Genomic DNA, 15,288 nt, shown 5'->3' on the forward strand with positions numbered 1-15,288 from the left:
ATCGACTAAAAATGAACTTATTACATATTTCTTGGAAAAACCTAAAAGATAAACCCCTAACCAGTTTCCTGAGTATCTTACTGATGTCGTTAGGGATAGCTATTATCTCTTTGTTGTTACTGGTTGGCAAACAATTAGAAGAAAAATTTACCCGAAATATTCAAGGAATAGATATGGTATTGGGCGCCAAAGGAAGTCCTCTACAATTGATTTTGGCAGCAGTATATCAGATAGACTCGCCAACAGGTAATATCAATATGGATGAGGCGATGCGTTTTACCCGTAACCCAATGGTACAGTCAGCGATTCCACTTTCGATGGGCGATAGCTATCAAGGCTATCGTATTATTGGCACAACTCCCAAATATATTGAACATTTTCAGGGCGAGTTTGAGCAAGGAAAAGCATTCGAAAATGCCTTAGAAATCGTAGTCGGAGCCAAAGTTGCTCGTAACCTAGGTCTCAAAGTAGGTGATTCTTTTGCAAGTCAGCATGGCTACGATGGCGAGGGTGACCATCACGAAGAAAGTAAATTCAAAGTGGTGGGAGTTCTGAAGCAAAGCAACTCCGTTCTGGATCAAGTATTGATAACCCCACTTGAAAGTGTGTGGGCCGTACACGAGCATCATGAAGCAGAAGAAGCAGGAAAAGGAGCCAATGCCTTGAAATTGCTTACCGAAGACGAACACAGTGAACAAGGCGAAGAACACCACGAGGATACTAAGGAAATCACGGCGATGCTCGTAAAATTCAGAAACCCAGCCATGGGTATGATGATTTCGAGAAGTATCAACGAAAACTCTACGATGCAGACTGCTACGCCTGCTATTGAAATGAACCGCTTGTTTGCTTTGATGGGTGTTGGTATTGATACACTCAAGCTAATCGCTCTAGTCATTATCATTGTTTCGGGCATTAGTGTATTCGTTTCCTTATATAATTCGTTAAAAGAGCGAAAATATGAAATGGCTTTAATGCTATCGATGGGAGCAAGCCGTACAAAATTATTTTTACTTTTGTTGTCAGAAGGTTTGATTATCAGTGTGATAGGGTATGTTGTGGGTATCTTACTAAGTCGATTAGGCTTAGGAATTATGGCGCAGAATGTCGAACAAAACTTTCATTATGACTTTGGCGTTTTATCTTTGTTGACCGAAGAGGTTTGGCTATTAGCAGGAGCATTGGTAATCGGTTTATTAGCGGCAGCGATTCCTTCTTTAGGTATTTACAAAATAGATATATCAAGAACTCTGGCTGATGATTAAGTAGGAGTACTGAGTTAAGAGCGAAAATCCTACAGGCAAACTTGAATTTACGATTTCAACACTAAAAACTAAATTTTGTATCAATGAAAAAGAGCTTTCTATCTTTTGTATTTGCTAGCTTATTAATCAGCACGAGCGTCTTGGCTCATGAGCATCCTGCATTGCGCATGGTAGCACCAGGCGAAAAACTGACTTGGGAAATTTTGAAGGATGTAGTATTCAAAAAGAAATGGTACCCACAAGAATCTATTTATATGTTGTACCCAACCTTTGGGGCATCAATAAAAAAGTTAGAGCATAAGGAAGTTACCATCAAAGGATATGTGATTCCTGTAGATGCCGCTACCAACGTGTATGTCTTGTCGGCATTCCCTTACAGCCAATGTTTCTTTTGTGGTGGCGCTGGCCCTGAATCTGTAATGTCTTTGAAACCTAAAAAAGGAGGTTCAAAAAAATACAAAACAGACGAAATGCACACTTTCACAGGTAAATTGAAACTGAATGCAGATGATATTTACGAAATGAATTACATTCTTGAAGACGCTGACTTAGTGGAATAAGAGTAGAATAAATTCTGGATATATTAAGAAAGTCTCGCTAGTTTAGTGGGACTTTTTTTATGCCCTTACACAGGTTTATACAAGATATAATTGTAACAAATGTTTGGGAAAAAAAGCTAGTTTTTGACTTCTTCGTGAACTTATCAAGATTTGTAACTATTTTTTAAGTAGCTTGTTTATTTATAGTACTTTATACTCAAAACAATCTCAGTGGCTTTTTCCTTTGAAAGGCATGTAAGAGATTATTAAATTCAGACGATTTTCTAATAATAATTTCCCCATATCGAAGTACTCAGCTTCTTTATATCCCTAATCAAATTTATAAAATGAATAGAAATTCTCAACTCCAAAAACTACGTCAAACTGAGCAATTTGATTTGTGTATCATCGGGGCAGGTGCTACGGGCGCAGGGATTGCCCTCGATGCAGTACTGCGAGGTTTGAAAGTGGTAATCATTGATAAAAATGATTTTGCTTCACAAACTTCTTCCAAATCCACTAAACTTATTCATGGAGGTGTTCGATATTTGGAACAAGCAGTCAAAAAACTGGATTGGGAACAATATAAGATGGTAAAAAAGGCATTGAAAGAGCGTGAGATATTGTTGAAAAATGCCCCACATCTTTCTCGTCCTTTAGCTTTGCTAACGCCTTGTTTTAGTTTTATCGAAAGCATTTACTATACCATCGGACTCAAAATGTATGAGTGGATTGCTGGTTCGCAAAATATTTCGTCCAGTGAAAGACTTTCGAAAAAAGAGGCTTTGGAATTAATACCTGAGCTAAAGAAAAAGCGTTTGAACTCGGCGGTGTTATACTATGATGGACAGCTCGACGATGCTCGCTACTGTTTAGCCCTTATGCAAACAGCGGTAGAAAAGGGTGCTTTGGCATTCAATTATGTACAGGCAAATAAGTTTGTTAAAAACGAAGATACAGGTCGTATCAAAACGCTACATGCGCAAGACTTGCTTTCGGGAGATGAAATTCAGATTCATGCAAAAGCATTTGTCAATGCCACTGGACCTTTTGCCGATCATATTCGTAAAATGGCCAATAGCAAAATGAAGCCACGTATCAAGGTAAGCCGTGGTGCACATATTGTTTTGCCTAAAAAGTATCTTCAAGGTGATGCAGCTATCTTGGTTCCGAAAACCGATGACGGTAGGGTAATTTTTATGATACCTTGGCAAGACCATCTTTTGGTAGGTACAACAGATGAAGAAGACCAACTGAGCGAAAACCCTAAACTAGAGGATTACGAACGTACATATCTGATTGATTATGTGAACCGCTATTTGGAAACACCTGTGACAGAAAAAGATGTTACTTCAGGTTTTGCGGGACAACGTCCTTTGTTGGAGGCTAAGCTTCATACAGCACTGGATTCTGAAACCAAATCGCTTGTGCGTGACCATGAGGTAGAAATCGATAAGCGTTCGAAATTGGTTAGTATCATGGGTGGAAAGTGGACAACCTATCGTTTGATGGCGAAAGACACAGTGGATATGGTACAAGAAAATATACTTAAACAACCTGTTGCGGAATGTTCTACCGATAGGCAAATATTATTTGGAGGTGAGGGTTATCAGTTTGATGATTGGAAAGTGCTAGTAAATAAATACCAAGTTTCGACTGAAGTTGCACAGCATTTAATGAAAAAATATGGTAACAATGCAGGAAAAGTCCTTGAGTTATCTAACGAAGATACCGATCTCAAAAGCCTATTAGTAGTAGGGCATCCGTTTATCAAAGCTGAAGTAGTGTATGCAGTACGTGACGAAATGGCTTGTACAAAAGAAGACGTCCTTTTCAGAAGACTAGGGCTTGCCCTCAGAGATGCCGACGCCGCAGCCAAAGCAGAGTGGTATGTGGAGGAGGTATTGAAAGGTTAGGGGTTCCTTTAGAGTGAACAGGCACAGAGGCACAAAGTGTTTTTAGGGTATAGGGGTGAGGGTATAGGGTTTAGTTTTTTCGAAAAAAGTTGAAAAAGCGAGTAGATAGGATGTGGAAGCGTTTTGCCCTAACCCCTAACCCCTAACCCCTAACCCCTAACCCCTAACCCCTAACCCCTAACCCCTAACCCCTAACCCCTAACCCCTAACTTAAAATCTATACTGCACTCTCAACGAAATATTTCTTCCCATTTCGTCGGTAAAATATCTGAAGCGATTCATATAGTCTCGATAAGATTTGTTGAGCAGATTGCTTACACCCAGACCAAAGGTGAAATTTTTGTAAGGATACGAAGCATTCATACTCCACAAACTATAACCAGAAGGAGGTGCCAAGAAATCGCTATTGGCTTCTACACGAGTTTGACGAGCTACTAATAAATTGGTTAGACTCACGTAAGCCTGATTTTTCCCAAAAGTATAACGCAGACTACTCTCCAAACGGTCGGCAGGAATATTGACCATATAAACATCGTTGCGAGTATCTTTGGCTCTTACCATTGAGTATTTTTCAGTAATGGTAAAATGTTTTGAAATCAAATATTTGACAGATGCATCTATACCTGCAAAACGAGCGTCCACCTGCGTGTAATCAAAAGCTGGAAATGCACCTCTTACCGACAATACTGTTTGGATTTCGCCATTTTCTACACGAGGTTTTAGGTAAATAAAGTCGTTGATTAAGTTCAAATACGGACTAATCTCCCATGCCCACTTGCTTCCAGAGTATTCGGCAGAAACTGAAAAGTTATGTGCTACTTCAGGCTGTAGATTGATATTGCCTTTTTCGTAAGCTGCTGCACCATGGTGTACTCCATTAGAGAACAATTCATTCATATTGGGTGCACGCCAAGCAATAGCCGCATTTCCTTTAATCGATAATGACTCCGAACTATTCCATGCAAAGCCAATTGTTGAGGAGGCATTATTAAAAGTAAAAGAATAATTGAAAAGTTTGCTAGAGGCATCTAACCCATAAGCATCAGAAGAACGAATATCATAACGCAAACCACCTTCGAGTTCCCAACGATTTTTAACCCAACGTTCAATCAAAAATATGCCACCACTTTTAGTCTGATAGTTTGGAATTAATACGGTATTGATAAGCGGTTTGGTGAGTTCGTATGAAGAAGAAAGGTTTTCCTGATACATACCACTTGCTCCAACTGTACCACTTAGTGTATTCCAAAGCGGTTTGTGGTCGAGTAATAACTCTGCTTGGTAAGTCGTGAGTTTAAAATTGAGGGTATTCAATGTACGATTTCCTCTTGGTACATCATATTCCAAACGCCAGTCGTATTGACGAGAAAGAGTCAGTTGCCACTTTCCAAGATTTTCATTTACTAAAAAAGATTTTACTTTAAAGAGATTATGCGCCAAATCCTGATTAGGACGATTGATGGTATAACTCGCCGAAGTAGGCGTGTAGTCACTATTGGGGCGTGAACTATTAATGGCAGTGAGTAAGTCTGTAATATTGCCGATATGCGAACCAGAAAAGATTCCTAATTGAGTATCAAAGTAGCTAAAATAGGCTTCTGTACCCCAGTGAGCGGTATTATAACCAACTGTTGCCGAAAAATTTCGTTCTTGAATACCTGTATTGGCTAAATAATAATCGGCAGTTTTGATGTCGGCACCTCTTTTGTAAGTGCCTTGCAAACGCCAAGCCCAGCCTTTTTTCTTCAGCAAACCTCCCTCAATAATCCCAGAGGCAATCCCTTGCTGACCATTCGAAAAGCCTACCAAATTTGCTTCACCATGAATCGCTGCCGAATCGGGTAGGGGATTTGGTTCTACCATAATAACGCCAGCAATAGCATCAGAGCCATAGCGAACACCCGCAGCGCCTTTAATGACCGTAAGTTTTTGTGCCATAAACGGGTCAATTTCTGGTGCATGCTCGCTACCCCACTGTTGTCCTTCCTGACGAATCCCGTTATTAAGAATCAATACACGATTTGAGTGCATCCCATGAATCACGGGTTTGGCAATACTACTGCCTGTTTGAAGCGTGGTTACGCCTGTTGCAGCTTTGAGGGCTTCGCCAAGACTTTGTCCACGAGTTTCGGCAAGATCGCTACCTTCAATGATTGATTTGGCTTTGGTTTGATTCTCAGTTTTTTTCCCTGAAACTACTACCTCTTGCAAATGCTCATCATCGTTGGCAAGGGTAAGCTCTTTAGAATGCTCTTGAGTTAAGTTAATGGGCACTTCTATCTTTTGGAAACCCACCGCCTGACATACAAGCGTGTAAGCACCCTGACAAAGTTTTGGAAATTGATACTCACCTTTGGCATCGGTGAATACAGCATATTTTGTGCCTTTCAAATACACCACAGCTCCTGGAATTGGATTGTGCGCATTGGTTTCGTGTACGACACCTTTGAGAGTACAGTTACAATTAGTTGTATTTTGTGCAATAGTGTTCAACCCAAAGCTGAGTAATACCGTAAGTATAAAAAAAAGTTTTTTCACGTTTGTCGATAATTGTTGGTAAACAAAGATAATAATTGACAGGCTAATAATTGCAACAAAGTTGCAATTAAGGAGGTTCTAAAATTTGGATATTTTTAAGGAGAGGGGGAATTTTTGTTTAACTTTTTAAGGGTATAAACTTAAACAAAATGCTTTGTTTAACAAAATTGGCTTGCTGTTAAACTTTTTTCTAAATTTTTGAACTTTTTTAAACAAATAAGAAACTTATATTTTTTTGATAAATACTTGATTTAAGCCTTATTGGCTATTAATTCTAATTTAATTTTAATATAAAATTTATTCGAAAAAGTTTTGAAGTTTGTTTAATGTTGTAATATATTTGTTAAACAAATCAACAAATAAACTCAACACGATTATGACTGCTATTGAATTTTCATTCCACATAGGTAGAGTTTCAAAGTCATTGAAACCGTTTGCTATGAAGTTGACTAGAGATTACGAAGATGCAAATGATTTGTTACAGGACACTTTGTTGAAGGCATTCACCAACAGAGATAAATATACAGAAGGTACCAACTTGAAAGCATGGTTGTACACTATCATGAAAAATACTTTTATTACGAATTATCAAAAAATGGTTCGTAAAAATACCTTCATTGATACTTCTGATAACTTGCATTATATCAACTCTTTAGAATCAAGCACCGACAACAGTGCAGCAAGTGCTTTTGCTCTTAATGATATAGAAAATGCCGTTAAATCGTTAGATGAGGCATATCGTATGCCTTTTGTCATGTATTTCAGAGGCTTTAAATACCATGAAATAGCCGACAAATTGAACATCCCAATTGGTACTGTTAAGAATCGTATCCATATAGCCAGAAAGGAATTAAAAGATAAGCTTCACATGTATGCTTATTGGAATTAAGGCTTAAACGTTGTAACTTGGTGCCTAAAATTAATTAGGACAAGTCGTTCCAGCTGGAGTTACACTTCATCAACACCAAAAGTATTGACTCCAAAAACGACAATTGTGAAATAATTGATTAGTTTTTTGGTTAACAGAAGAAAGTTGCAAAGGGTCGAGCGCTTGCTCGACTTTTTTGTTTTTGTTTAATTTTTAAAAACTAAACCTTTTACAAAACATTCTTTAGGCTTCTCAGTTTATTACAGTATAAAGTTTCTATTCTAAGATTTCTCAATACCATTTTACAAGAATTGCACAACGAAATAAAATTCCTACGTAGATTTAGACGTAAAAGGTAAAATTGTATCGTATGGCATTAGTTTGACTAGACACTTTCTATCTCAATCACTCTTAAGAACTTTAACTACCTAAAAGTATCTATCTCAAAACCACAAACAGAATAATCGCTGATTTGGATACTTAAACAAAACTATACATGAAAAAAGTAATTGTAATTGGAGCGGGATTTTCGGGTTTAGCCGCCGCAACTGGCTTGGCCGATAAAGGTTATGACGTTACGATTCTAGAAAAAAATAGCATGGCGGGTGGTCGTGCAAGAGTTTTTGAGGCAGAGGGTTTTACATTTGATATGGGACCAAGTTGGTATTGGATGCCTGATATTTTTGACAACTATTTTGCCAAGTTCAACAAAAAAACTTCTGATTATTATGATTTAGTGCGTCTTGACCCTTCGTACGCTGTGATTTTGGAAGGAAACGAAACTATTGCATTACCTGCTGGAGTCGATAAGCTTGAAGCGTTATTTGAAGAAATGGAGTCTGGTAGTGGTGCAAAGTTTAGAGAGTTTCTTCGACAAGCCGAATACAAATACGAAGTAGGGATCAATAAGTTTGTTTGGAAACCTTCTCGCAGTATTTCAGAATTTGTAAGTGTAAAATTATTATATGATGTAGTTCGATTAGACGTATTTCAGTCTTTTGCTAAGCATATTCGTAAGTTTTTTACAGACGATAAAATATTAAAATTGATGGAGTTTCCTATTCTGTTTTTGGGAGCTACGCCCGAAAATACTCCAGCAATGTATAGCTTGATGAACTACGCCGAAATGCAATTAGGCACATGGTACCCGATGGGAGGTATGCACAAAATTGTACAAGGAATGGTTGCATTGGCAGAAGAGAAAGGCGTAAAAATACTTTATAATCAAGAAGTTGAAAAAGTAGTGATAAACAATGGCATAGCCAAACAAGTTATTACTAATCAAGGAACTTTTGATGCTGATGCCGTAGTGGCTAGTGCCGACTATCATCATGTTGAAGATAAAATTTTAGGACAAAATTATCGAAACTACGATGAAGAGTATTGGGATAAACGAGTGATGGCTCCATCATCTTTATTGTTTTATTTGGGGGTCAACAAGCGTATTCCAAAGTTGTTACACCATAATTTATTTTTTGACGAAGATTTTAGTCTTCATGCACACGAAATTTATACTGAACCGAAATGGCCTTCGAAGCCCTTATTTTATGCTTCAGCACCATCAGTAACAGATAGTAGTGTTGCCCCTGAGGGTTGTGAAAATATATTTTTATTAATTCCTGTAGCTCCAGATTTGGAAGATACAGACGAAATGAGAGAAAAATATTATGATATTTTGATGGAGCGTCTTGAAAAATACTGCGGTACCTCGATTCGAGATGCCGTGGTGTATAAAAGAAGCTATGCACATCATGATTTCAAACAAGATTATCATGCTTTCAAAGGTAATGCGTATGGTTTGGCAAACACACTAATGCAAACAGCTTTGTTGAAGCCAACCTTGAAAAATAAAAAGATACAAAACTTTTATTATACAGGTCAGCTGACAGTTCCAGGTCCTGGAGTTCCCCCCTCTCTGATATCAGGCTTATTAGTAGCGAACGAATTGGATAAGGAGATGAGATAGAAAAATCACCCAACCACATACTTACTAAACATTACTAAATCACTTTTAAACCTTTAACGGCAAAAAGGCTTTGGCTTTGATGCAATGATGCTTTAAGGACATGATGGATTTGTATAACACCACGACTTTCGAATGTAGTAAGCTCATCACTGAGTATTACAGTACTTCGTTTACACTAGGTATCAAAACGCTCGATAAGCGTTTTCATTTCCCTATTTATGCGATTTATGGCTTCGTACGCTATGCCGACGAGATTGTGGATACTTTCCATGGTTTTGATAAAAAAACGTTGTTGAGCACTTTTAGAGATGATACTTTTAAGGCAATTGAAGATAAAATTAGCCTTAATCCAGTAATACATTCGTTTCAAATGGTGGTAAATGAATATCAAATAGACCATGATTTGATTAAGGCGTTCTTACACTCTATGGAAATGGATTTGTATCAATCAGAATATAATCAAGTGGGCTACGAGGAGTATATTTACGGCTCAGCCGAGGTGGTGGGTTTGATGTGTTTAAGAGTATTTTGTGAAGGAAACAACGAGATGTACCAAGCGCTGAAGGATGATGCCAGAAGTCTAGGTTCGGCTTTTCAAAAGGTAAATTTCTTGCGTGATATTAAATCAGATTTTCAGGAAAGAGGTAGAACTTATTTTCCTAATGTAGATTTTACCAATTTTACTCTTAAGGATAAACAACTTATTGAGGATGATATTCAGGCCGATTTTGATGCTGCTTACAGAGGTATCATGAATTTGCCTAAAGGTGCCAAAGCAGGCGTGTACTTAGCTTACAAATATTATCTTCGTTTGTTTGATAAAATAAAAGGTTGTCCAGCCTCAAAAATCCAAAACGAAAGAATTAGAGTGCCTGATTTTCAGAAGGTTGCTTTGCTTGCAAAAACCTATTTTCAGTTTAGGTTAAATGTGCTTTAATGAGTTAGGTATATTTTATTATGATGGCTAATTGAGTGGTTATTGCCAGTATAGATGCCATATCTTGAATTCCAAACTAATTTTAGCATGAAAAAAGGCGGTCGAAAAACAATTTTCGACCGCCTTTTTTCATGCTAAAATGCTATGTCAGACTCGGCTTAAGACGCAAAGCATTGCGTCTCTGCTGTGAATACAAATTGAAAATTAATCACTCAACCACTCATTCACACAATAACATTGATTACATCAATGTATCCCAAAGTAAATACATATTAAAAGCAATAATAATAATCGATACTACCCACGAAGTGATTTGTACCAATTTCGAGTTGGCAAATTCTCCCATTTTCTTCTTAGAACTTGTAAACATCACAAGTGGGACTACCGCAAAACTCAATTGAAGCGATAGGATTACCTGACTCAAAACCAATAACTCTCCCGTTCCTTTTTCTCCGTAAATCAAGGTGACAATCAATGCTGGAATGACTGCTAGTAAACGAGTGATTAGGCGACGTAACCAAGGTTTTAAGTGCAGATTCAAAAATCCTTCCATCACAATTTGTCCAGCCAAGGTACCTGTCAAAGTAGAATTTTGTCCTGAGGCTAATAAGGCTACGGCAAAACAAATACCTGCCATTTTTACACCCAATACAGGGTCAAGTAAGTGATAGGCATCATGTATATCTGCCACTTGTTGGTTGCCAGAAGTATGAAAAGCAGCTGCCGATACAATCAGAATAGCAGCGTTGATAAAAAAGGCAAATCCAAGTGAAATAGTAGAATCAATCGTAGCAAATTTGATTGCAGAACGCTTTCCTTCAGCCGATTTTTCAAAATCACGTGTTTGTACAATACTTGAATGCAAGTACAAATTGTGTGGCATGACCGTAGCACCCAAAATCCCAATGGCCACATAGAGCATATCTGGGTTTAAAATGATTTCCTTTTTTGGAACAAGATTACCTACAATCTGAGAAAACGAAGGATGTGAAACGGCTATTTCGTAAGAAAAACAAAGGAAAATCATGAATATCAAGGCCGCTACAATACTTTCCAGCATTCTGAACCCTTTGTTTTGGAAATATAACAATACTAAAACGTCTAATACCGTCACTACAACTCCAATACTTAGAGGCATTCCGAATAGCAGATTTAGAGCAATGGCAGAGCCAATTACCTCGGCTAAGTCACAAGCAGCAATGGCAATTTCACACAGTAACCACAAGGCGATAACCGTGGGTTTTGAGTAAGCATCACGACACGCTTGAGCAAGATCTTTGCCTGTGGCAATTCCTAATTTGAGCGATAAATGTTGTAAAAGCATCGCAAACAAATTAGAAATGAGAATAACTGAAAGAAGAGTATATCCAAATTTGGAGCCACCAGCTATGTCAGTAGCCCAGTTGCCTGGGTCCATATAGCCAACGGCGACCATTAATCCTGGTCCTGTAAATGCCCAAAGCTTACGCCAGAACGAACCCGTTTTGGGTACATCTATCGAGGCATATACTTCAGGGAGAGAAGGTGTTACTTGTTCATTTTTCCAACTCATAGTTTTGGTAATATTAGGTTTTAATCTTTGAGAGTGTTTATGTATTGAGTAGCTGATTTCTAAGATTAAAATCTCAAAAAAACAGCTATTGGGTTTTTACAATCCATTTGAGGCTTTTAAGCTTTCAGAAAACTGTTTCTTACTTTTGAATCAAGGGCTAAGTAGTTATCCTAAACTTTGAGCTCCAAGCTATTACTAAATGCTTAACAAACTTAAAATGTATTTTTTATAATTCAAAACAAATTTTTAGATTAGTCTAAAATTTACTTTTGTTCAAGTAAAAAATTACCTTTGCATAAATTAAAAGCATAGTTAAAGGCTTAGTTTACTGAAAGAAGGATTTGTTTTTCATAAATCAAGTAATTGTATCTGTGTTACAAGTAAAAGGAAGGATTAAATTAATGATATATCTGTAGCATACTTTGACAGTATCTTTCTAATTATGCGTGCATTCCAATAACTGATATACTATTAACTTTTTACTTAAATTTTAAATTTTGTTATTTGACAACTACTCATTTCTTTGGAAAACGCATCAACGAACCCTTTTCAAAGAAGTATAACTATAAAATTCATGCAAATCACTTCGTTCACAGAAGAAAACTACCTGAAAATAATCTATAAACTTTCTGCCGAAACCGATGCAGATATTAGTACCAATGCTGTAGCTGAACTCACACAGACTAAAGCGGCGTCGGTATCAGATATGCTTCGTAAATTGTCAGAAAAGCATTTGGTTAATTATCAAAAATACCAAGGGGTGCGTTTAACAGAAGCTGGCGAACAGGTGGCACTCAAAGTGATTCGTAAGCATCGTTTATGGGAAGTATTTCTGGTAGAAAAATTGGGTTTCAATTGGGATGAAGTACACGATATTGCTGAGCAATTAGAGCATATAGACTCAGAGGAGTTAGTTGAAAAGTTAGATGAGTTTTTGGGTTTTCCTAAGTTTGACCCACATGGCGACCCTATTCCAGATCCTAATGGAAGAATGCCAAAACTAACTTATCAAAATTTATCGGAAGTCAAACAAGGAGAGCGCGTGTTGATGATGGGTGTTTCGGAGCACTCTTCTGCGTTTTTGCAGTATGTAGCCAAATTAGGCATAAGTCTAGGTTCGGAATTGTACATTTTAGAAATCAATGATTTTGATAAATCTTTATCTGTACAAATAGCCCAAGCCAATCCACAATTTATGAGTCATGAAGTAGCTAAAAACCTTTTGGTAAAGGTGGTAAAATAAAACATGAGACATTGAGAATTGAGTGATTTAGTGGTTGAGTGAACGAGCGATTATGTTAAAAATTATATTACTATCAGTAAAGACGTAAAGCATTGTGTCTCTACCAGTAAAATTCTAATGAAACAATCACTCATTCGCTCAACCACTAAATCACTCAATATAAAAGCTTCCCTTGCATTTCGTCTTTCAAATTTACCCCACTGATTTGTTGGGTCTTCATTTCGGTGAGTAAATAGAGTATTTTTTCGATAGCCGCAGGATAATTCAACCCTTCAGGACGAATATTAGATACACAGTTTCTTCTTTCATCGGTAATGCCTACACTCGGCTGATATGTCAAATAAGCTCCCATACTATCTGGAGAACTCAGTCCGGGGCGCTCACCAATCAAAATAAGTACTATTTCAGCTTTGAAGGCACTCGCTATTTCATCAGCCACGGCTACTCTGCCTTGTTCTACCAAAGCAATAGGAGCAATACGCCAATGATGCTGAATCAATACATTCAATAAACCATTTACCACAGGTATGGCATGAGTATTTACGGCATTGGCAGATAAACCATCAGCCACGACAATAGCAATATCCTGAGGCGTATCAATTATGTCCTTTAATATTTGTTTAGACGGCTCAGACAATTGCCTTCCCCAATCTGGACGCTGTAAATATTGTGCACGAGTATTAGCCTTGCTTTGTAATACAACAGTCTCATGCAAAATTCTATCTTGAATATTTTGTATGTCTAAAGAAGAATACACAGCATCACGCGCCTGAGCATGGTCAGCCTGAAACTGGAGGAGTTCTTTGGTAGGTAAGCTATGTCCAGCACGTCCGCGAGCGATACGAGCAGAGGTATAGCTTTGCAAAAAATCCCAAATATCAGTCTGAACCAGTTGTTTTTCTGTTGTCATAATTCATTTAGTGATTTGTGAATGAGTGATTTCGAGAGTGAAACGTCAATAAATATAGGTTATTTATATTTGAGAATTGGGTTTCACAAGTGGCACTTACTTTTGTAGTTAGATTTTGTGAAAAATAAAGGTATCTTTCTATATTTCCGAAATCAGAAATCCCCAATCTACAATAGTTTGAAAAGCTCTGACCACTCAGTCACAAATCACCAACTCACTCAATTAATGCAATGGTAATTTCTTAATCATACCACCTTTTACGTCGTTGAGACTTTGCTGTACGACGAAGGCAGTTGGGTCAATATTTTCGATTTCGTTGGTGAGTTTTTGGATTTCCAAACGAGTCAATACCGTATAAACTACATCCAAGTCTTCATCTTTACGCCCTCTTTTACCAAAACCTCTTTTCGCTTTAAAAATCGTTACACCACGTCCGAGTTGTTCGATAATCATCACTCTGATTTCTTCACTTTTTTCAGAAATAATTGTCACACCCGTGTATTCCTCAATACCATGAATCAAAAAGTCAATCGTTTTTGAAGCCGATAAATAAGTAAGCATGGCATACAAAGCTGTTTCGATATTAATTAAGAAAGCAGCAACTGAGAAAATCAACACGTTGATAATAATAATGACGTCACCTACCGATAAAACCGTTTTACGGCTAATATACAAGGCTAATACTTCGGTTCCGTCCAATACGCCACCACCTCTGATAGACATACCAATACCAGCCCCTAGGAAGAACCCTCCAAATATCGCAATCAGGAGTTTGTCAGAAGTAACGAGAGGGATTTCGATAAAAGCGATACAGATCGCAAGCCCAACAATGCCTAAAAGTGTTTTGATGGCAAAAAATTTAGATACTTGGCTGTACGCCAAAAATATAAACGGAAGGTTTACGATAACAATTAAATAAGGAAGCGGAATGTCGGTTGTGATGTTAATCAACAAAGACATACCCATTACGCCCCCATCCAAAAAGCTATTGGGAAGTAAAAATCCTTTGAGACCAATTCCTGCGAGTAACACACCTAAGGCAATCAGAGAAACGTTCTTGACGCTTTGTGCAGGGTTATATTCATTAATGCCTAGGGTTTTGAGGAGAATTTTTTGTACCATTGTAGATGTGAATAGGGTTTTTACAGTTTCCTTTATGCGTTAAGCTGGCATACCCATGTGTATGTTCAAGTCGAAGATACTCGCATCCGTCAATCACCACAACGGTGTATTCAGGAACGGATTCTTTCATTTTCTTGACATTTTCTAAAGATTTTTCCTGAATTTGATCACAGCTTAAAGTAGCTAAGCTAAGTAACACAAGAAGACTTTTTGAAATGAGACTTTTCATACAATGTAAAGATTTTGACTGCTTAACGTATATTGTTAACACTGATTTTGGAATAATAACTCCGTGGATTACCCTATTCTAATAGTATTCTAATATGAGATAAAGTTAAAAGTTACTGGTGTAACTGTTAGTGGAAAGTGTTCGTAATCAGAAGAATATTATCAACATAAGTAAATTCGCCACATAAAATTGCATTAATACGC

General features: G+C 37.5%; 12 protein-coding genes. 7 read left to right on the forward strand and 5 right to left on the reverse strand.

Annotated features, from left to right (window positions below):
• Window positions 1-11: 11 nt before the first annotated feature.
• From QM481_RS23555 to QM481_RS23565, 3 genes are all read left to right on the forward strand, one after another.
• Complete coding sequence (locus QM481_RS23555; RefSeq protein ID WP_283383601.1) at window positions 12-1,265, forward strand: ABC transporter permease; 1,254 nt, start codon at window positions 12-14, stop codon at window positions 1,263-1,265.
• A 167-nt stretch (window positions 1,266-1,432) separates the two neighbouring features.
• Window positions 1,433-1,825 carry a DUF3299 domain-containing protein gene (locus QM481_RS23560; protein WP_283370490.1) on the forward strand — a complete coding sequence of 131 codons (393 nt, stop codon included), beginning with the start codon at window positions 1,433-1,435 and terminating at the stop codon, window positions 1,823-1,825.
• A gap of 326 nt (window positions 1,826-2,151) precedes the next feature.
• Window positions 2,152-3,720, forward strand: coding sequence for a glycerol-3-phosphate dehydrogenase/oxidase (locus tag QM481_RS23565; RefSeq protein WP_283383602.1), 1,569 nt, complete (start codon window positions 2,152-2,154; stop codon window positions 3,718-3,720).
• A gap of 210 nt (window positions 3,721-3,930) precedes the next feature.
• On the opposite strand, the gene QM481_RS23570 is transcribed toward QM481_RS23565, so the two are convergent.
• Window positions 3,931-6,258: a TonB-dependent receptor gene (locus QM481_RS23570; protein ID WP_283383603.1), complete on the reverse strand. Its 2,328-nt coding sequence runs from the start codon at window positions 6,256-6,258 to the stop codon at window positions 3,931-3,933.
• A 376-nt stretch (window positions 6,259-6,634) separates the two neighbouring features.
• Here QM481_RS23570 and QM481_RS23575 point away from each other — a divergent pair, with 376 nt between their 5' ends.
• The 3 genes from QM481_RS23575 to QM481_RS23585 all read left to right on the forward strand — a co-directional run bounded on the left by QM481_RS23575 (window position 6,635) and on the right by QM481_RS23585 (window position 10,029).
• Complete coding sequence (locus QM481_RS23575) at window positions 6,635-7,147, forward strand: RNA polymerase sigma factor (protein WP_166552260.1); 513 nt, start codon at window positions 6,635-6,637, stop codon at window positions 7,145-7,147.
• A 475-nt stretch (window positions 7,148-7,622) separates the two neighbouring features.
• Window positions 7,623-9,092 carry a bifunctional phytoene desaturase/3,4-desaturase gene (gene crtID, locus QM481_RS23580; RefSeq protein ID WP_283383604.1) on the forward strand — a complete coding sequence of 490 codons (1,470 nt, stop codon included), beginning with the start codon at window positions 7,623-7,625 and terminating at the stop codon, window positions 9,090-9,092.
• Window positions 9,093-9,192: 100 nt separating this feature from the next.
• Window positions 9,193-10,029, forward strand: a complete 837-nt coding sequence (locus QM481_RS23585) for a phytoene/squalene synthase family protein (protein WP_166552262.1) — start codon at window positions 9,193-9,195, stop codon at window positions 10,027-10,029.
• A 241-nt stretch (window positions 10,030-10,270) separates the two neighbouring features.
• Here the strand turns inward: QM481_RS23585 and QM481_RS23590 are convergent, their stop codons facing one another.
• Window positions 10,271-11,581 (reverse strand): Nramp family divalent metal transporter, encoded by a 1,311-nt coding sequence (locus QM481_RS23590; protein WP_166552263.1) that lies wholly within the window; start codon window positions 11,579-11,581, stop codon window positions 10,271-10,273.
• Window positions 11,582-12,155: 574 nt separating this feature from the next.
• Between QM481_RS23590 and QM481_RS23595 the strand changes: the two genes are divergently transcribed.
• Complete coding sequence (locus tag QM481_RS23595) at window positions 12,156-12,824, forward strand: metal-dependent transcriptional regulator (RefSeq protein WP_205690939.1); 669 nt, start codon at window positions 12,156-12,158, stop codon at window positions 12,822-12,824.
• A 154-nt stretch (window positions 12,825-12,978) separates the two neighbouring features.
• On the opposite strand, the gene eutC is transcribed toward QM481_RS23595, so the two are convergent.
• The 3 genes from eutC to QM481_RS23610 all read right to left on the reverse strand — a co-directional run bounded on the left by eutC (window position 12,979) and on the right by QM481_RS23610 (window position 15,085).
• Window positions 12,979-13,734, reverse strand: a complete 756-nt coding sequence (eutC, locus tag QM481_RS23600) for an ethanolamine ammonia-lyase subunit EutC (RefSeq protein ID WP_283383605.1) — start codon at window positions 13,732-13,734, stop codon at window positions 12,979-12,981.
• 222 nt (window positions 13,735-13,956) lie between these two features.
• Entirely contained in the window at window positions 13,957-14,856 is a 900-nt protein-coding gene (locus QM481_RS23605) for a YitT family protein (RefSeq protein ID WP_166552265.1), read from the reverse strand.
• Window positions 14,819-15,085: a hypothetical protein gene (locus tag QM481_RS23610; RefSeq protein WP_283345208.1), complete on the reverse strand. Its 267-nt coding sequence runs from the start codon at window positions 15,083-15,085 to the stop codon at window positions 14,819-14,821. Before QM481_RS23610 ends, QM481_RS23605 begins: the two co-directional genes overlap by 38 nt.
• Window positions 15,086-15,288: the final 203 nt, after the last annotated feature.

This window comes from Flectobacillus rivi (assembly GCF_030056655.1).
GTDB classification, from domain to species: domain Bacteria; phylum Bacteroidota; class Bacteroidia; order Cytophagales; family Spirosomataceae; genus Flectobacillus; species Flectobacillus rivi.